Genomic DNA, 17,622 nt, shown 5'->3' on the forward strand with positions numbered 1-17,622 from the left:
CGGTCCTCAGAAGTGCGTGAAGCCGCCCAGGCCCTGCGCGGTGAAAGGCACTCCGTTTTCAAGACAGTTTACACGGCCCGTGCCTTCGGCAACAGTTCCGATTGGCGTTACCGGGCATCCGGCCGATGCTGCCTGTCGTTGAAATGCCTGCGCCCCGGATGCGGGAACGGCCGTCAGAATTTCATAATCATCGCCGCCGTTCAGGCATGCCAGAAACGTATCGCGGGACCTTGAGCGGAGCTGGTTCAAGGCAGGCGAGACGGGAACACTTGTCAACTCGATCTCAAGATCCACGCCGGATGCGGCAGCCATGTGAGCGCTGTCCGCGAACAAACCATCTGAAATGTCCATGGAAGCCGATGCAAATTCGGTCACGAGATCGGCCAGGGCAAGCCGTGGCCTGGGCAGGAGATACCGGTCGAGAACATGTCCAACGTCACGGTCCGCGAGGTTGTTTTCGGTGGAAAACCCCGTGTCGAGACGTATCTTGAGGCCTGCGGCCGCATCCCCGATCGTTCCGGTGACAAAGAGCGCATCGCCAGGTTTCGCGCCTGAGCGCCGGACCGTCCTGCCGGTCATGACCTCGCCTATTGCCGTGATGGAGACCTGCAAACCGTTGCCGGAACGAATGGTGTCGCCACCAAGCAGGCGGACATCAAAAGCGGACTGATCGGCCGCCAGCCCCGCACAAAACCGCTCAAGCCAGGTCTCTGTCCAGTCGGACGGCAGCGACAGGCCGAGCAGATAACCCCGTGGCCGGGCTCCCTTTGCGGCAAGATCCGACAGGTTCACCCTGAGCGCTTTCGCCGCAATCGCTTCCGGCGCATCGTCTTTGAAAAAATGCACGTCGGCGGCAAGCACATCCTTCGTCAGAACCAGGTCGCAACCGGGACCTGGCGCAAATACAGCCGCATCATCCGTCAGTCCGAGACTGCCCGGATCGGACGCCAGCGGGGCGAAGAACCGCCTGATCAGTTCGAATTCGCCAGGGCGGTCCTTCGACATGTCAGGACGCGCCGTCCGCCTTGCCGCTGTCGAGTTCCGCATTGCGCAGTTCATGCGCCAACCGGTCCAGAACGCCATTTACGAGACCCGGTTCGTCGTCCTCGAAAAACGCCTTCGCCACATCAATGTATTCGGAAATGATGACCTTGGCCGGCACATCCTTGCGGCGCAGCAATTCGTAGGAGCCCGAGCGGAGGATCGCGCGCAAAAGGCTGTCTATCCGTTTCAGCGGCCAGCCCTCGGTCAACGCGGTGTGAATGTAGGGGTCGAGAAACTTCTGATCCTCGACAACGCCGGCCACAATCTGTTTGAACCACTGCTCGTCGGCGTCGCGATACTGCGCGCCGTCGATTTCCTTGCCGAGACGGAACGCCGTGAATTCACTCACAACACTCGTAAGCGGCGCACCGCCGACGTCCATCTGGTAAAGGGCCTGGACGGCAGCAAGACGCGCAACGCCCCGTTTGTTGGCCGGACGCACTGTCTTGGCGGATTGTTCCGGGTCGGCCTTTCCGGTCATTCTACTTAAACTCCAAGGCGTTCGCGCAACGCAATCATGTCGAGGGCTGCGCGTGCCGCAGCACCACCCTTGTTCTTTTCACCGGCCTTCGCGCGCGCCCAGGCCTGCTCGTCATTCTCAACGGTGAGTATAGCGTTTCCGACAGCAAGGTCCGCATCCACAATCAGGTCCATGATGACCCGGTTGGATTCATTTGCCACGATGTCGTAGTGGGTTGTCTCGCCGCGGATGACCACACCAAGCAGAACGAAACCATCGTAGAGAACGCCTTCGTTTTCCATCGCCGTCATCGACATGGAAAGCGCAGCCGGGATCTCCAGGACACCGGGAACCGCGATGCGGTCGTAACTTGCACCGGCCGCCTCGATCTCCTTGATCGCTCCCTCGGCAAGCGCATCAGCCAGATCGTTGTAAAACCGGGCTTCGATGATCAAGAGTTTCGGTGCAGCGCTCATGGGTCAGTTTATCCTGTTTGGGGCGGCGACAGGAACCATGTCCGCCACTGTTTGTCCAGCCTCAATCGTGCAATGCAGCCAGAACCGGACAGCATTCTCGCAGCCGGAAGAGAAAAAGCACGTTGCTTCGAAAGGTTGGGACGTCCCCTACCCGTTCTTGCCGAATTCCGCAAGTCGCGCGGCGTAACGTGCCATCATGTCGACTTCAAGGTTTATCCCGTCACCGACATGGCGATCGGACCAGGTCGTGACCTCGAGTGTGTGGGGGATCAGGAAGACGGAGAACAGACAGCCGTCCACTTCATTTACGGTGAGCGATGTCCCATCGAGCGCAACGGACCCCTTCCTGGCAATGAAAGGCGCTGTTTCTTCCGGTGCCTCAAACTGGAAATAGACCGAGTCCGGATGATCCTCACGCTTCACGACGCGCGCTATGCCGTCAACATGGCCCAGAACAAGATGTCCACCCAGTTCCGCACCGAGTGTCAGGGACCGTTCCAGATTGAGCCTTTGACCTTCCCGCCAATCGGAGACAGTTGTCAGGGCAAGGGTTTCGGCGGCCGATTCCACCTCGAACCAGTTGCCCGAAGCATCGTTCGCCTTCGCTGTGACCGTGTGACAAACACCGGAGCACGATATCGACGCACCGATATCGAAGGTCTGGGTATCGTACGACGTTCTGATCCGCGTCCGCATCCCGGCGGGGATTTCGGACAGGGAAACGATTTCACCCATGTCGGTCACTATGCCGGTAAACATGTCAGCCTCCACGGCGTCTGAGGTATATGAAACGGTCCTGATCGAACGAACCTGCGTCGACCCGCTCGAATTTGGGGTCTGAAAGCACATCTTCAAGCGACATGTCCCGCAGGGCCGGTATGCCGCCCTCACCGATCACCACGTTTCCGGTGACAACGCAAAGGTCATCGACAAGGTTTGCCTTGAGGAAGGAGGACGCCATGCGCGCGCCCCCTTCCACCATCACGCGGGTGATGCCCCTTGTCGCAAGCGCGCTCAACACGACACCGGGATCGATTGAACACTCCCCGGCAGGGACCCGGATTACATTGACACCCGCTGCGGCAAGAAGTTCGAGCTTGTCCGGATCGGCATCGTTGCCGCAGATAAGCCACACCGGGACATCAACACAGGTGCGCACGAGCTTCGATTCAAGCGGCAAGCGCGCACACCGGTCCACGATCACACGCACCGGGGAACGCTGTGCCAATCCCGGCAACCTGCAGGTCAGTTGCGGGTCATCGGCGAGCGCGGTTCCGGTTCCGACCAGAATTGCGTCATGTTCGGCGCGGAAACCGTGCACCATTCGCATCGACAAAGGACCGGAGATCTTGATCTGGCCTTCACCGGACCGGCCAATGAACCCGTCCTTCGACACGGCCAGTTTCAGGAAGACATGCGGCCGCTGTTTGAGCTGGCGAAGCGTGAAGCCGTTGTAGAGGTCCCTCACGTGCTGTTCGCGGACACCGACAACGACTTCGACACCCGCGTCCTTCAACATGTTGACACCCCTGCCGGCCACACGCGGGTTCGGGTCCAGCATGCCGATCACCACGCGAGAAACTCCGGCTTCGATCAGGGCCAGCGAACACGGAGGCGTGCGGCCATAATGGGAACAGGGCTCCAGCGTGACATAGCAGGTCGCACCCCTGGCCAGCTCGCCTGCGTTTCGAAGTGCATTCACCTCGGCATGAGCCATGCCGGGCCTGGACGTAACGCCCCGGCCTGCAAGCACCGGCCCGTCCTCGCCTTCTCGCACGATGAGAGCTGCTACTGCGGGATTCGGCCAGACGCGTCCAAGTCCACGTCGGGCAAGACGCTCGGCTGCGGCCATGAACCGGATATCGGTCGTGGTTTCAGATGACATGACAATCAAATCGCAAAGATCATTGGTCTTTTAGTGACGCGTTCTCTGAATCGCTGAGTTCGTCCAGGAGCGCTTCAAAATCTTTTGCTTCTCGGAAATTTCTGTAGACGGAGGCAAACCGGACATAGGCGACATCGTCGATGCCCTTCAGCCCCTCCATGACGTGATTGCCGATCGTTTCGGCGGTAATTTCACTTTCTCCGGAGCTTTCGAGCTGCCGCACGATGCCGCTGACCATGCGCTCGATCCGGTCGGGATCGACCGGGCGCTTGCGTACCGCGATCTGGACCGACCGCATCAGTTTCTCGCGGTCGAAAGTCACACGGCGTCCGGAACGCTTGAGCACCATCAGTTCGCGCAATTGAACCCGCTCAAACGTTGTGAAACGGCCGCCGCAGGTATTGCAAATCCTGCGGCGGCGAATGGTTGTGTTGTCCTCGGTTGGACGGGAATCCTTAACCTGGGTTTCCTCGCCGCCGCAAAACGGACATCTCATGTGTCAAAGCTCCTGAGCGAGCCGGATCAACCCCCGTAGATCGGGAACCGGGCTGTCAGTGCTTCTACCTTGGCTTTGACCGCGGCTTCAACCGCTGCGTTGCCCTCTTCACTGTTTGCGGCCTTCAAACCATCCAACACTTCCGTGATCAGGGCGGCAACTTCCCTGAATTCGGCAACGCCGAACCCGCGCGTCGTGGCGGCCGGCGTACCAAGCCGGATCCCGGAGGTCACGAAAGGTTTTTCAGGGTCGAACGGAATGCCGTTCTTGTTGCAGGTGATGTTCGCGCGCTCAAGCGCCTTTTCCGCAACCTTTCCGGTCGCGTTCTTCGGGCGCAGATCCACAAGCATGAGGTGATTGTCGGTCCCGCCGGAAACGATGTCCAGTCCCTGTTCCTTCAGAGCTTCGGACAGGGCTTTGGCATTTTCCGCAACGGCGCGGGCATAGGCCTTGAATTCAGGCTGCAGCGCTTCCTTGAAGGCCACGGCCTTGGCCGCGATGACATGCATCAGCGGGCCGCCCTGAAGGCCGGGGAAAACCGCCGAATTGACTTTCTTGGCGATCGCCTCGTCGTTCGACAGGATCAGGCCGCCGCGCGGACCACGCAGGGATTTGTGCGTGGTGCTGGTGACAACATGGGCGTGCGGCACCGGCGACGGGTGCACGCCGCCTGCGACCAGGCCGGCGATATGTGCCATGTCCACCATCAGATACGCGCCGATGCTGTCGGCAATCTCACGGAACTTCTGCCAGTCCCAGACGCGGGAATAAGCCGTGCCGCCGGCAAGGATCAGCTTCGGCTTGTGTTCGTGGGCAAGGCGCTCGACCTCGTCCATGTCAAGACGGTGATCGTCCTCACGTACGCCGTAAGACACGACGTTGAACCACTTGCCGGACATGTTCACAGGCGAGCCGTGCGTCAGGTGGCCACCGGAATTGAGATCGAGCCCCATGAAGGTGTCACCCGGCTGCAGCAGGGCGAGAAACACCGCCTGGTTCATCTGGCTGCCGGAATTGGGCTGGACATTGGCAAACTGGCAGCCGAACAGTTCCTTGGCACGCTCGATCGCAAGCGTTTCGGCGACGTCAGCGAATTCACATCCACCGTAGTAGCGCTTGCCCGGATAACCTTCGGCATATTTGTTGGTGAAAATCGATCCTTGCGCTTCCAGAACTGCGCGCGACACGATGTTCTCCGACGCGATCAGTTCGATCTCGTGCCGCTGGCGCCCGAGTTCCTGCTGAACGGAACCGAAGATATCGGGATCAATTTCGGCAAGGGTACTTGTGAAGAAACCGGAATGAGACTGCCCGGAGCTTTCCATCAAAGACATCGCACTTTCCCTGTATTCGTATGACGTAGAACCAAGCCTCGGATTTCGCCCTTTCGGACACCGCCATGCCGTTTGGCCAAGTTTGCGCGAGGAAGTAACACAGCGCCATTGCAGAACCAAGGGGCATACCGACGCGGCCAATTGGGAAAACGACAGAGAATTTTCTCAAAGTCGCTTATCTGCATGACTTTTCATGCTTCGACGGCAAAGCAGCGCTCAGTACAATGTCGGATCTGATGACGGGCCATCGCGCTCGGCAATCTGGCTGATCCGGCGCTTGAGCTTGCGCACCGCAACGCGCTGCAGATCTTCTTGAGCGGTACTTGCGGGCCCGAATGTGGACACTTCTATACCGGTTGCAGCATCGATGGCGGTGACCTTGACCTGCCCACCGATCGGATGAAATTCGAGATAGATCTCGCCTGGCCGCGGCTCGCGACTCATCTGCCATCTCCCTGCTGCCCCAGCCTCCTAGAAGACACGAAACGCCGGCCTTATCAAGACCGGCGTCCCATTCCCACACATCGGATGAGCTTTGATAACCTAGGGTACGGGCTCATAAATGAAGTCAATTTGGTTTGGATTGTTTTGACCAACTGTTAGGAGCGAAAGCGCAGGAAATGTGGTTCATTTTCAAGCCTTTCGCGACGCAGCAGATGGCCAAAACGGCCAAATCCGAAGGACGGCAAAATGGCCTCACCTCGCAGCGTCACCGCGCTTGACCGGGCACAACGCCCGCTCTGCGCACGCTTCCTCGCGAGATTTTGCCATTTCTACCGCCAAATCGGCTTCATTTATGGGTCCGTACCCTAGAGGCGAGCCTGCGTTTCGGTGGTCAAGACGTCATCCCTGGCGTAGATGTCATCGCGGAAATGCACGACGCCATCGGCGTTGGCCCACGCGGTCACGTAGGTCATGTAAAGCGGAATGGACTTTTTCAGTTTCACGTCTTCACGCTCACCGGTCCGAATGACCGAGTCCACGCGGGTGCGATCCCAGTCCGGTGTCGTTGACTGCAGCATCCAGGTAACAAGCTCGCGTACGTTCTGAACCCGGACACAGCCGGAAGAGTGAAAGCGCTGGCTTTCGCCGAAAAGGGTCTTGGACGGCGTGTCGTGCAGATACACCTGGTGCTTGTTGTGGAAATTGATGCGAACAGAGCCGAGTGAGTTTTCAGCGCCCGGGTCCTGGGTGAACCGGTACTGCGTTGCTTCGTCGGTGTTCCAGTCGATCTGCTGCCACGCGAGTTCGTTGCCGCTCCAGTCGAAGATGCGGATGTTGTTCTTCGACAGGTATTCCGGATCTTCCTTCATCTTCGGAATGAGATCCTTGCGGATGATCGACACCGGAACCGTCCAGTAGGGATTGAAGTTCAACTCGTAGATCTTGCTGTTCAGGATCGGGGTCTGCCGGTCGATCTTGCCGACAACGGCGGTGTGGCGTGAGCGGACCCTGCCGTTTTCAACGGCTTCGATCTCTGCAGCGGGAATGTTCACCATGACATAGCGGTCGCCCAGGAAACCCGACATGGAGCGCATGCGCACCAGGTTGGTTTCAAGCTGGCCCAGTCTGACATGTGCCGGCACGTTCAACGCCTGCACCGTGTCATTGCCCATGACGCCGTCCGGGATCAAGCCATGACGCAACTGGAAGCGGCGAAGGGCTGCCTCCACGTAGGAATCGAACGCATCGGACAATCCCGCCTGCTGTTCCAGGTCGCCGGACGCAATCAGGCGCCGGCGCAATTCAACGACGCGCGGATCCTTTGCCCCGATCCTGAGCGCCTTGCCGCCACCCGTGACTGTTCCCCAGCCGCCGGCTTGCACAATGCGCTGATAACGGTCGATTGCGACTGCTATGTAATCGGCCGTTTCAGGCGACAGGGTCGGCGCCGAGGAATTCACCTCGGTGATGTTTTCCGTGGCGATATCGAAGTTGTCGGTCCATTCGACATTCTGCCGGTTCTGCTGGAGTGACTGCAAAGCCGTCTGCGCGCTCGCGGGAGCGCCCTGCACCAGCAATGCGCCGATACCAAGGGCACAAACGCCGAGGAAAGACTTCCCGGCACGCCACGCAGCAAAACCCTGTTTCCCGGACTGGCCGACCTTCATGTGCATCGCCAACTTCATTTGCAACGCCCTACGCCTTCAGATCTCGTGGTATTGAACCGGGCCAGTAAAACAGCTCCGGCTTCCTGTTCCAAAACAAATATCTACTCGGCAGAGGTTAATAAATCGCTTGAATTTTTAACCATGCCGCCGCCTTGAGCGCTGCACAAAGCCATTCTTTTGTGACCACAAGATGTCACGTAACAGCCGCCGACCGCAAATTTCCTGCGATGCGGGTTCATTTGAAGTCAGCCGCGCCCTGACTTCCGGATAAGAAGAAAAGCAAACGATTTAAAGCCACAAATGCGTGATGACCCAAAAACAAAAGCACCGCCCGGTGGGCGGTGCTTTGTCATCCGGATTTGCCGCGAATTTCAGAGCCGGTAAAGAATCTGGTCAGTCCAGAACCGCTCGAGCCGGCGCAGAGACTTGTTGAGTGCAACAAAATCCTCGGCACCGATCTCGCCGACCTGCTCAACCGACAGGATGTGCCGCTCATACAGATCGTTGACGATCTTGGCGACTTCCTGGCCCTTGTCGGTCAGGCTCACACGCACCGAACGGCGGTCCATTCTGGAACGCTGATGGTGGATGTAACCGGTCTCGACCAGTTTCTTCAGGTTATAGGACACGTTCGAACCGAGGTAGTAACCGCGCGTACGCAGCTCACCGGCGGTCAGCTCTGCATCACCGATGTTGAACAGCAGCAATGCCTGCACGCTGTTGACATCGGAACGGCCCATACGGTCGAATTCGTCCTTGATGACGTCCAGAAGACGCCGATGCAGTCTTTCGACAAGAGTCAGAGCTTCAAGGTAAAGTGGCTTGATTTCCACTTCGTCCGCTTCGCTCGGTGAAACAGCGTCGACTGCCCTACTTGCGGTGATCATGTGTTTGCGCCTCTTATAGTACCTGTTGATGGGCGGATATTTTCCCGCCTTGTCACTCAATCTAGCCGAGTGTTTCTAAAATCCGCTTAAGAGACACGCTGAATCGTTCGTTAACGTTTGAACCGCTTTTGAGCACCCTCATTCATCTTTTGTTAATCATGACCGCGCAGGAAATTCACGATACCTGAGAAGTCCTTAGCATCTCCCCCGGAGTTACAGAACAGCGTATAGAGCGCAGCGGCCTCGGCTCCGAGCGGCGTCGCCGCGCCAGCGGAACTTGAAGCCTCCTGGGCAAGCTTCAGATCCTTCAGCATCATCGCCGCGGCAAAGCCCGGCTGGTAATCCCGGTTGGCCGGAGACGACGGCAGGGGCCCTGGAACCGGACAATAGGACGTCAGCGACCAGCACTGTCCGGACGCGGTTGAGGAGATGTCGTAGAGCTTCTGGGCGTCCAGCCCAAGCTTTTCGGCCAGCACGAATGCCTCACTGACGGCAATCATGGAAATGCCGAGGATCATGTTGTTGCAGATCTTGGCAGCCTGTCCGTTGCCGGCGCCACCGGCATGCACGATCGTCTTGCCCATGATATCGAGAAAGGGCCTGGCTGAGGCAAAGGCCGCTTCCGAGCCGCCGACCATGAAAGTCAGCGTGCCCGCCGTGGCACCGCCGACGCCGCCGGAAACCGGTGCATCCACCATGGGCATATCCTTCTCCGCTGCCGCGGAAGAGACCACCCGTGCGCTGTCGACGTCAATCGTTGAGGAATCGATCAGGAGCGTACCGGTTTTCGCATTCTCCAGAATGCCCCCTTCCCCCTGATAGATCTGGCGAACATGCTTGCCCGCTGGCAGCATTGTGACAATCACATCTGCCGCCGCCGCAAGGTCGGCAACGCTTCCGGCTTTTTCACCCCCTGCCTCAACGAGCGCACTTACTGCGGTTTCCGCGAGATCGAATCCAAGAACCCTGTGTCCGGCCTTGACCAGATTGACGGCCATCGGTCCGCCCATGTTGCCAAGCCCGATGAAACCGATAGTGCTTGTCATGTCGTTTCTCCCAGATGCATTCCGCCTTGTTCCAGAATCGGTTGGGCGGATTTCTTTATGACTTGATTCAGCTGATTACCGCTTGTGGGCCTGCGTCACCCGTGTGCAGTTGCCGCGCGGTTTTCCTTGTGCATGAGATAGGCCAGCGCCGCATAGATCGCGATCGTGATCAGATAGAAGGTGATTTCGTAAGGCCGCCGGCCATAGAGATCCGCAAACGCGGTGTGCATCAGGATCTGGCAGAAACACCTGAAGATCCACATCACCGTTCCCCAGGAAACGGTCAGCCAGAGACCGGTCGCGGCAACCAGATCCAGCACGGCGAAGAACACGGTGGCTCCCTGCAGGGCGACCGGCATGTCCCAGAAGAAATTGCCGTGCCACTCAACGACGCCGATGATGCGCGCCCAGTAGATGACGCCGCCACCCATGAGAATCAGCGCGATGCAGCGCAGATACAGGATCAGGATCGTGCTCCACGGCGGGCGGGCGTCAATTAGGTCCTGGAAGCTTGTGATCATGTGCGATCCGATTGCGCCTTATAAAGGAAGATCTCCGTCAGTCGGTTCTTCGAAATACGACGCCAGCCCGTCCGTGTCCACTTGTGCGAGCTGATTAGGGCTCCATTGCGGAGACTGGTCCTTGTCGACCACAACGGCCCGGATGCCCTCGAAGAAATCCTCACCGTTCAGGATCTGCGAGACGATCCGGTATTCCAGCTTCATGCACTCGTTGAAGTTCAGCGTCGCTCCGCGTTTCATCTGCTCAAAGGCAATCAGCACGCTGGTCGGCGACTTGCCCCGGATCGCGGCGGCGGTCTTCAAGGCAAAGTCGTCTCCGGCAGCGTCAAGGCGAGCGAGAACATCTTCGACGGAAGACGCTGAAAACGCGTTTTCGATCACACCCCTGTTTTGCTCGACGGGCCCGGCCTCCCCCGTCACGCAAAATCGCTCCAGCGTTGCATCGACGTCGTCGGCCGTTTCCAGGGCCGCTTTGAGATCGGACAAACTCTCCTCACCGATTGCGTGGGTGAGAACGCCCGAATAAAGCGCATCCGCCTGTTTCAGCCTGCCTGCCGACAGGGCACAATAAATCCCGATCCTGTCCGGCATGCGCGGCAGAAAGAACGTGCCGCCGACGTCCGGGAAGAAGCCGATCCCGGTTTCGGGCATGGAAAACAGCATGTTCCCGGTGCCGACGCGATGGCTTCCGTGAACAGAGACACCGACGCCGCCGCCCATGACGATACCGTCAATCAGCGCAATATAGGGCTTTGGATAGGCCTTGATGTAGGCGTTCAGTGTGTATTCGTCCCGGAAAAAGGTCTTCAGTCCCTCGATTTCACCGGCCAGCTTCGCATCATAGATGCTGCGGATGTCGCCTCCGGCGCAAAAGGCCTTGCCACCTGCCCCTTGTATGACAACGTGCCGGACACCGGGATCATCCGCCCAGAGTTCGAGCTGCGCGGCGAGCGCCCTGACCTTGTCATGTGTCAGGGCGTTGAGCGCCTTGGGCCGATTCAGGGTTACGAACCCCGCCTTGCCACGCACCTCGAACAGGATCTCGTCGTTCATTGAATTGCCTTGTGGAATGAGAGTCATTTCAAAGGGTAGCGGGTGAGGCTTCACTCAGTCTTTCAACATGTGGCGCGCAATGATCAGGCGCATGACCTCGTTGGTGCCTTCCAGGATCTGATGCACTCTGACATCGCGGAAAAAACGTTCAATCGGATAGTCGCGCAAATAGCCATATCCGCCATGGAGCTGCAAGGCCTCGTTGACGACCTTGAACCCGGTGTCGGTCGCGAGCCGCTTGGCCATTGCCGCCAGCCGTGTAGCCTCGTGAGACTTTGCGTCCACGGCAGCTGCCGCCTTGTGAAGAAGCAGACGCGCGGCCTCCAGCTCGGTCGCCATGTCGGCCAGACGGAATTGCAGAGCCTGAAAATCGGCGATCGGCCTGCCGAACTGCTTCCGCTCCTTCACGTAGGAAACTGCATGATCCAGGCAGGCCTGCGCGGCACCGAGCGAACAGGCACCGATATTGAGCCGACCGCCGTCGAGTGCGGACATGGCAATCTTGAACCCCTGCCCTTCCGCGCCGACAAGATTCGATTTCGGAACGCGGCAGTCCTGGAAATTGACCTGGGCCGTCGGCTGGCTCTTCCAGCCGAGCTTGACCTCGTTGGCACCGAAGCTCAGGCCGGGGGTTCCCTTTTCGACAAGAAGGCAGGAGACGCCCGAGGGCCCCTCGCCGCCCGTGCGTACCATGACCGCATAGAGGTCGCTCACGCCGCCGCCGGAGATGAAGGCCTTGGAGCCGTTGAGAACATAGTGGTCGCCATCGTCCCTGGCGCTGGTGCGCAGGCTCGCCGCGTCCGAGCCGGAGCCGGGTTCGGTCAGGCAATAGCTGGTCAGAAGTTCCATCGTGCAGAGCCTGGGCAGGAATTTCTGCCTCAATTGCTCAGATGCAAAGCTATCGATAATCCATGCGACCATGTTGTGGATGGAAAGATAGGCCGCCGTCGACGTGCACCCCTTGGACAGCTCTTCGAAAATCAGTGCCGCATCAAGCCGGGCAAGCGCCGAACCGCCCACGTCTTCCTTGACGTAAATGCCGCCGAAACCCAGTTCGGCCGCCTTGCGCAGGGTCGGGATCGGAAAGATGCTTTCCTCGTCCCACTCCTTGGCAAACGGCGCGAGTTCGTCTCTTGAGAAGCTCGCCGCCATATCCTGAAAAGCGCGCTGATCTTCGTTCGGTGCAAATTCCACGTCGTTCCTCCCAACTGGGCGTCACCCGGCAGAGGTGACAGCCGTCCGTTTTTCCGTTGCGGCTGATGCACTAAACCATATTTGACGCATACGTCAAACAATCTCTTTTTCGTTATTATTTTCAGTTATTTTACAGAATGTTGGAATGCGTCAATCTGCGTGATAGATTGCCCCGACACATCCGGCACAATGTGCACCATCCATCCTATACCCGAGTCAGACCCCGCCATGCCGTCCCAAAAGCCGCTCCCTCCGATCACGTCAGACCACATGGACACCCTGCTGGCCGGAACCCGCATGCGGCGCAACCGGCAAACCGACTGGTCCCGGCGGCTGGTGCGCGAAAACACGCTGTCGGTGGATGACCTCATCTGGCCGATCTTTCTGGTGGACGGTGAGAACGTGCGGCAAGCGGTGCCATCCATGCCGGACGTGGTGCGCCTTTCGGTGGACGAGGCTGTTCGCGAGGCAACACATGCAGCGGAACTCGGCATTCCGGCCCTTGCGCTCTTTCCCTATACGGACCCGGATCTGCGAGACGACACAGGGAGCGAAGCGCTCAACGCGGACAACCTGACCTGCCGTGCGCTGCGCGCGGTCAAGGCGGAAGGATTGAACGTCGGCCTGATGACCGACGTCGCGCTGGATCCTTATACCAGCCACGGGCACGATGGGCTCATGGAGGGCGACACGATCCTCAATGACGAGACGGTCGACCAGTTGTGCCGCCAGGCGCTTGTGCAGGCGGAGGCCGGGTCGGATGTCATTGCGCCGTCGGACATGATGGACGGGCGGATCGGCGCAATCCGCCAGGCGCTTGACAGTCAGGGTTATCGCGGCACCCAGATCATGGCCTATTCGGCAAAATATGCGTCCGCCTTCTATGGCCCGTTCCGAGATGCGGTCGGGTCCTCGGGCACCCTCAAGGGCGACAAGCGCACCTACCAGATGGACCCGGCGAATACGGACGAAGCGCTGCGCGAGGCGGAACTGGATATTGCCGAGGGTGCGGACATGGTCATGGTGAAGCCGGGCCTGCCCTATCTCGATATCGTCCGGCGCATCAAGGATGAATTCCAGGTGCCGACCTACGCCTACCAGGTGTCGGGCGAATACGCGATGATCAAGGCCGCCAGCGCCAATGGCTGGCTCGACGGCGACCGGGCGATGCTGGAAAGCCTGCTGGCCTTCAAGCGCGCGGGAGCCGACGGCATCCTCACCTATTTCGCGCCGAAGGTTGCCGCGATGCTGGCTGGCGGCAAATGACACCGACCAGCGGTCAGGAAGACCAACCGATCGTTTCCTTTGAAAGCATCCAGGCGGCCGCGAACCTCATAAAAGGCGCTGTTCTTGAAACGCCATGCCTCCCGGCACCGCGCCTGTCGCAACTCACCGGTGCCGATGTTTTTGTCAAATACGAAAACATGCAGGTGACGGGGGCATTCAAGGAACGCGGTGCGCTGGTCAAATTGTCCAGTCTGAGCCAGGACGAAAAGCGCCGCGGCGTGATCGCGGTATCGGCCGGAAACCACGCACAAGGTGTTGCCTACCACGCCGGACGGCTCGGTATTCCGGCAACCATCGTCATGCCGGTGCTGACACCTTTCGTGAAAATATCCGCCACACGCGGTTACGGCGCAGAGGTGGTCCTGGCGGGCAACACGCTCGCAGAGGCAAAGGAAGAGGCCGACAGGCTGGCCACAGAAAAGAATCTCGTCTGGGTCCACCCTTATGACGACGCCCATGTCATTCACGGACAGGGCACGATCGCGATCGAGATGCTGGACGCGCTGCCAGACCTTGACGTGATCATTGTGCCCGTCGGCGGCGGCGGTCTGATCGCCGGGATTGCGACAGCCGCAAAGGCCCTCAAACCGGCAGTGGAAGTGATCGGTGTCGAAACCACGCTCTATCCGGGCATGTGGGGCGCGTTTTACGGCAAGGAGGTCGTGTGCGAAGGGGCGACCATCGCTGAAGGCATTGCCGTGCGCGACATCGGCGTTCTGACAACCGAGGTCGTCAAAAGGACCGTCGACGATGTCGTTCTGGTGTCCGAAAGCAGCATCGAGCGCTCGATCAACGCCTATCTCACCTTGCAGCGCACGATTGCCGAAGGTGCAGGTGCCGCCGGCCTGGCAGCGCTTCTGTCGGATCGCGAGCGTTTTGAAGGCAGGAAAGTCGGCCTTGTTCTGTGCGGCGGCAACATCGATCCGCGCCTTCTTTCCAAGATCGTTGTCCGCGAGCTGGCCCGCGACGGGAAACTCGTCTCCATTCGGATCGACACGCCTGACCGCCCCGGCACGCTCGGCGAGATCGCCACGGTAATTGGCGACATGCAGGGCAATGTCGTCGACGTCGAACATCACAGGCTGTTCCTGAACGTGCCCGCGAAGGGCGCAACGCTGGACGTTTCGTTCGAAGCTTTCGACCGCGATCATGGCGAGCGAATTGTTGCGGCTCTGCGCGAACGCGGCTTTGTTGTCCGCTATCTGGAAATCGGCGAACGTATGGGGTGATGCCGAAGACGTCGCCCCTCGACGTGCTTGCAGATGAGCCGCTTCACATTTGCGTTTTGACGCGTGAATGCCCACATGAGGCTCATCACAATTCAAGGAGCCGATTCATGTCTGCCGAGACTTCGACCGACCATGTCCACGAAGACGTTTTTGATCCCGCCCTGCATCCGGAACTGTTTTCCGGCGTGCGCAGCCGCCGGATCTTTGCGTTTTTCATCGACGTGATCGCGATCGCCTTGCTGACATTCGGTGCCGGCATCCTCGTGTTTTTCCTTGGCGTCTTCACGCTTGGGCTCGGGTTCCTGCTTTACGGCATTCTGCCGGCAACGGTTGCCCTCCTCTATGTCGCCTTCACGCTTGGCGGACCGCAGGCCTCAACCCTCGGCATGCGCGCCATGGGCCTGGAAATGCGCCTCTGGTACGGCGCAAAGCCCTATCCGCTGCTCGCTGCCGTTCACGCGCTTCTGTTCTGGTTCTCGGTCTCGCTGCTGACACCGCTCGTGCTGCTGGTCTCGCTGTTCTCGGACCGCAAGCGCCTGCTCCACGACATGATCCTGGGCGTCGTCGTCGTGAACTCGGCCTATCATCAGCAATATGTGGACGTGCGCTTCCAGGCCTCGCACTGAAGGCTGCTGGCATGGAGCACAGGCACTGAAGGGCCCGCACTCCCGACTGGTGGGTTCAGTTCAGCAGTGCCAGCGACAGGTTGAGTATCCCGGCAAAGCCAACCCAGGCTGCGTAAGGGCAGAACAGGAGCGCGGCGGTCCGGTCGAGCTGCCACCTGTCCACGATGAAGAAAAGGATCGCCGCGAGCATGCCGAGCAGGATCACCAGCGCAAACCAAAGCTGGTGAAATGCGAAAAAGACCGGTGACCAGGTCCAGTTCAGAACCATCTGGGCCACCCATAACTTCACAGCGACGGACCCGGGTGCCTGTCGGAACGTCCGCCAGCCGGCGACCGCGATGAACACGTAAAGCACTGTCCAGACCGGACCGAAAATCCAGTTCGGCGGATTGAAAGGCGGCTTTTCAAGCGCCCGATACCATTCACCCGGCGCTGTCTGCATGCCAATGAAAATTCCGATTGCAAGAACGACCACGACAAATGCCAAGAGTGTTGCAATTGCAGACAGCGTGTTCAGCTTCAGCGTCGATTCGGTTGCCATGTCCCGCAGTGCTTTCCTGTTTCCCGGCTCCAGCGTTTCATGGGGCGCTCCTGATTGCCAGAGCCAATTGACCGCCGCTTGCGGATCGGACATTCGGATTCGGATCTCCGGACGCCCGGCGGCCGAAGCCGGCACCGTAGATTTTGCTGATTTTTCCGTGCTCTACCAAAGAGTGAAACCCAAAAAAGAAAAAACCTGAATATTTGAGTCGACTTTAAAATCCGTATTTGATATTGCTGCGCTGCAATCTAACTAACGGAAAACGCTATGTCTTTCTTCAAACGCGTAGGCGCACTGACGTGCGCGTTCGTGGCCGGCTCCCTGTTGGCGATGCCATCCACGACCGCCTGGGCCGAGTCCCTCACCTTCACCGATATCGCAGGCCGCGAGGTCACCCTGCCGGAGATGCCCGACAAGATCATTCTGGGCGAAGGGCGGATGATGTACGGCATTGCGCCGCTCATCGAAGGCAATCCGTTTGAAAAGATCGTCGGCTGGAAAAGCGATCTGGTTCAGTACGACCCGGATGCGTTCCGCAAGTATCAAGGCGCCTTCCCGGAAGAGACGGCCCGGATGATCGATTTCGGCAATCCATATGCCGGTGATTTTTCCATCGAAGCCGTTCTGGAAGCTGAAACGGATCTGGTGATCCTGGACGTCGGCAACCTCTTCAAGGCCGAAGAAACCGGCCTCATCGAGAAGCTCGGCAACGCAGGCGTTCAGGTGGCTTTCATCGATTTCCGCCGCAACGCGACCGAAAACGCCGTTCCGTCCATGCTCATTCTCGGCCGGATTTTCGGTGAGGAGAAGCGCGCAGCGGAATTCATCGATTTCTACATCGCGCAGATGCGCAAGGTGACGAATATCGTCGACACCATTCCAGCTGAGGACCGTCCGCTCGTGGTGGTCGAGAACGCCGCCGGATGGCAGACAGACTTCTGCTGCTGGTCGTTCGGACCGTACAATTACGGCCGGTTTGTCGAACTTGCCGGAGGCAAAAATTACGCGTCCACGCTTGCCAATGCCTATTCCGTCGATCTGAACCTTGAGGGGATCATCGAAGCGGACCCGGATGTGGTTTTCGGCACCGGTGCCAACTGGAAGGAAGCACGCCCGGAAGTGACGTCAACACTTCTCGGTTATGAAGGCGACCCGGAAGTGAACAGCGACCGGCTTGCCGCCCTCGCCGCACGTCCGGGTTTTGCCGATCTTCGCGCTGTCAAGGACGGCCGGTTCCACTCGATCTATCACCAGTTCTACAACTCGCCGTACCATTTCATTGCGATCCAGGTGCTGGCGAAATGGCTGCATCCGGAAGACTTCGAGGATCTTGATCCCGAGGCAACGTTCAAGGAGCTGCACGACCGGTTCCTGCCTTATGAAACCTCCGGTCAGTTCTGGATTACGCTGAACAAGTAAGCCCGCTTGCTCA

At 59.0% G+C, this 17,622-nt stretch carries 19 protein-coding genes; 4 read left to right on the top strand and 15 right to left on the bottom strand.

All coding sequences use genetic code 11. The features are described 5' to 3' along the window. Window positions 1-6 precede the first annotated feature (6 nt). The 14 genes from thiL to RBB49_RS22720 all read right to left on the bottom strand — a co-directional run bounded on the left by thiL (window position 7) and on the right by RBB49_RS22720 (window position 12,507). The gene (gene thiL / locus RBB49_RS22655; protein ID WP_306145173.1) at window positions 7-1,005 is read right to left on the bottom strand and encodes a thiamine-phosphate kinase; all 999 of its coding nucleotides are present in this window, start codon (window positions 1,003-1,005) and stop codon (window positions 7-9) included. Window position 1,006: 1 nt separating this feature from the next. Continuing rightward, entirely contained in the window at window positions 1,007-1,525 is a 519-nt protein-coding gene (gene nusB / locus RBB49_RS22660) for a transcription antitermination factor NusB (RefSeq protein WP_306145174.1), read from the bottom strand. 5 nt (window positions 1,526-1,530) lie between these two features. Then, entirely contained in the window at window positions 1,531-1,980 is a 450-nt protein-coding gene (gene ribH / locus RBB49_RS22665; protein ID WP_306145175.1) for a 6,7-dimethyl-8-ribityllumazine synthase, read from the bottom strand. A 147-nt stretch (window positions 1,981-2,127) separates the two neighbouring features. After that, the gene (locus tag RBB49_RS22670; RefSeq protein ID WP_306145176.1) at window positions 2,128-2,739 is read right to left on the bottom strand and encodes a riboflavin synthase; all 612 of its coding nucleotides are present in this window, start codon (window positions 2,737-2,739) and stop codon (window positions 2,128-2,130) included. 1 nt (window position 2,740) lies between these two features. Further along, the gene (gene ribD, locus RBB49_RS22675; RefSeq protein ID WP_306145177.1) at window positions 2,741-3,865 is read right to left on the bottom strand and encodes a bifunctional diaminohydroxyphosphoribosylaminopyrimidine deaminase/5-amino-6-(5-phosphoribosylamino)uracil reductase RibD; all 1,125 of its coding nucleotides are present in this window, start codon (window positions 3,863-3,865) and stop codon (window positions 2,741-2,743) included. Window positions 3,866-3,884: 19 nt separating this feature from the next. Further along, window positions 3,885-4,361, bottom strand: a complete 477-nt coding sequence (gene nrdR, locus RBB49_RS22680) for a transcriptional regulator NrdR (RefSeq protein ID WP_306145178.1) — start codon at window positions 4,359-4,361, stop codon at window positions 3,885-3,887. A 26-nt stretch (window positions 4,362-4,387) separates the two neighbouring features. Continuing rightward, window positions 4,388-5,695 carry a serine hydroxymethyltransferase gene (glyA, locus tag RBB49_RS22685; protein WP_306145179.1) on the bottom strand — a complete coding sequence of 436 codons (1,308 nt, stop codon included), beginning with the start codon at window positions 5,693-5,695 and terminating at the stop codon, window positions 4,388-4,390. A 216-nt stretch (window positions 5,696-5,911) separates the two neighbouring features. After that, entirely contained in the window at window positions 5,912-6,139 is a 228-nt protein-coding gene (locus RBB49_RS22690; RefSeq protein ID WP_306145180.1) for a serine hydroxymethyltransferase, read from the bottom strand. 365 nt (window positions 6,140-6,504) lie between these two features. Further along, entirely contained in the window at window positions 6,505-7,824 is a 1,320-nt protein-coding gene (locus tag RBB49_RS22695) for a murein L,D-transpeptidase (protein ID WP_306145181.1), read from the bottom strand. A 353-nt stretch (window positions 7,825-8,177) separates the two neighbouring features. Beyond that, on the bottom strand, window positions 8,178-8,693 hold the full coding sequence (locus tag RBB49_RS22700; RefSeq protein WP_306145182.1) for a transcriptional regulator LdtR: 516 nt from the start codon (window positions 8,691-8,693) through the stop codon (window positions 8,178-8,180). Between the two features lie 152 nt (window positions 8,694-8,845). Beyond that, window positions 8,846-9,790, bottom strand: coding sequence for a 3-hydroxyisobutyrate dehydrogenase (gene mmsB, locus RBB49_RS22705; protein ID WP_306145221.1), 945 nt, complete (start codon window positions 9,788-9,790; stop codon window positions 8,846-8,848). Window positions 9,791-9,834: 44 nt separating this feature from the next. Then, window positions 9,835-10,260, bottom strand: coding sequence for a DUF6163 family protein (locus tag RBB49_RS22710; RefSeq protein ID WP_306145183.1), 426 nt, complete (start codon window positions 10,258-10,260; stop codon window positions 9,835-9,837). Window positions 10,261-10,278: 18 nt separating this feature from the next. Then, on the bottom strand, window positions 10,279-11,313 hold the full coding sequence (locus RBB49_RS22715; protein WP_306145184.1) for an enoyl-CoA hydratase/isomerase family protein: 1,035 nt from the start codon (window positions 11,311-11,313) through the stop codon (window positions 10,279-10,281). A gap of 54 nt (window positions 11,314-11,367) precedes the next feature. Further along, a complete protein-coding gene (locus RBB49_RS22720; protein ID WP_306145185.1) occupies window positions 11,368-12,507 on the bottom strand; it encodes an acyl-CoA dehydrogenase family protein in 1,140 nt (379 codons plus the stop codon). A 270-nt stretch (window positions 12,508-12,777) separates the two neighbouring features. Between RBB49_RS22720 and hemB the strand changes: the two genes are divergently transcribed. The 3 genes from hemB to RBB49_RS22735 all read left to right on the top strand — a co-directional run bounded on the left by hemB (window position 12,778) and on the right by RBB49_RS22735 (window position 15,649). Continuing rightward, window positions 12,778-13,773 (top strand): porphobilinogen synthase, encoded by a 996-nt coding sequence (gene hemB / locus RBB49_RS22725; RefSeq protein ID WP_306145222.1) that lies wholly within the window; start codon window positions 12,778-12,780, stop codon window positions 13,771-13,773. Continuing rightward, complete coding sequence (locus RBB49_RS22730) at window positions 13,770-15,023, top strand: threonine ammonia-lyase (protein ID WP_306145186.1); 1,254 nt, start codon at window positions 13,770-13,772, stop codon at window positions 15,021-15,023. Before hemB ends, RBB49_RS22730 begins: the two co-directional genes overlap by 4 nt. Before the next feature lie 107 nt (window positions 15,024-15,130). Continuing rightward, window positions 15,131-15,649 carry an RDD family protein gene (locus RBB49_RS22735; protein ID WP_306145187.1) on the top strand — a complete coding sequence of 173 codons (519 nt, stop codon included), beginning with the start codon at window positions 15,131-15,133 and terminating at the stop codon, window positions 15,647-15,649. 55 nt (window positions 15,650-15,704) lie between these two features. Here RBB49_RS22735 and RBB49_RS22740 read toward each other — a convergent pair whose 3' ends face one another. Further along, window positions 15,705-16,283 (bottom strand): TspO/MBR family protein, encoded by a 579-nt coding sequence (locus tag RBB49_RS22740; RefSeq protein WP_306145188.1) that lies wholly within the window; start codon window positions 16,281-16,283, stop codon window positions 15,705-15,707. 174 nt (window positions 16,284-16,457) lie between these two features. On the opposite strand from RBB49_RS22740, the gene RBB49_RS22745 reads away from it, so the two are divergent. After that, on the top strand, window positions 16,458-17,609 hold the full coding sequence (locus tag RBB49_RS22745; RefSeq protein WP_306145189.1) for an ABC transporter substrate-binding protein: 1,152 nt from the start codon (window positions 16,458-16,460) through the stop codon (window positions 17,607-17,609). The last annotated feature ends 13 nt before the right edge of the window (window positions 17,610-17,622 follow it).

The sequence above is a fragment of the Roseibium sp. MMSF_3412 genome (assembly GCF_030733265.1).
Lineage (GTDB): Bacteria > Pseudomonadota > Alphaproteobacteria > Rhizobiales > Stappiaceae > Roseibium.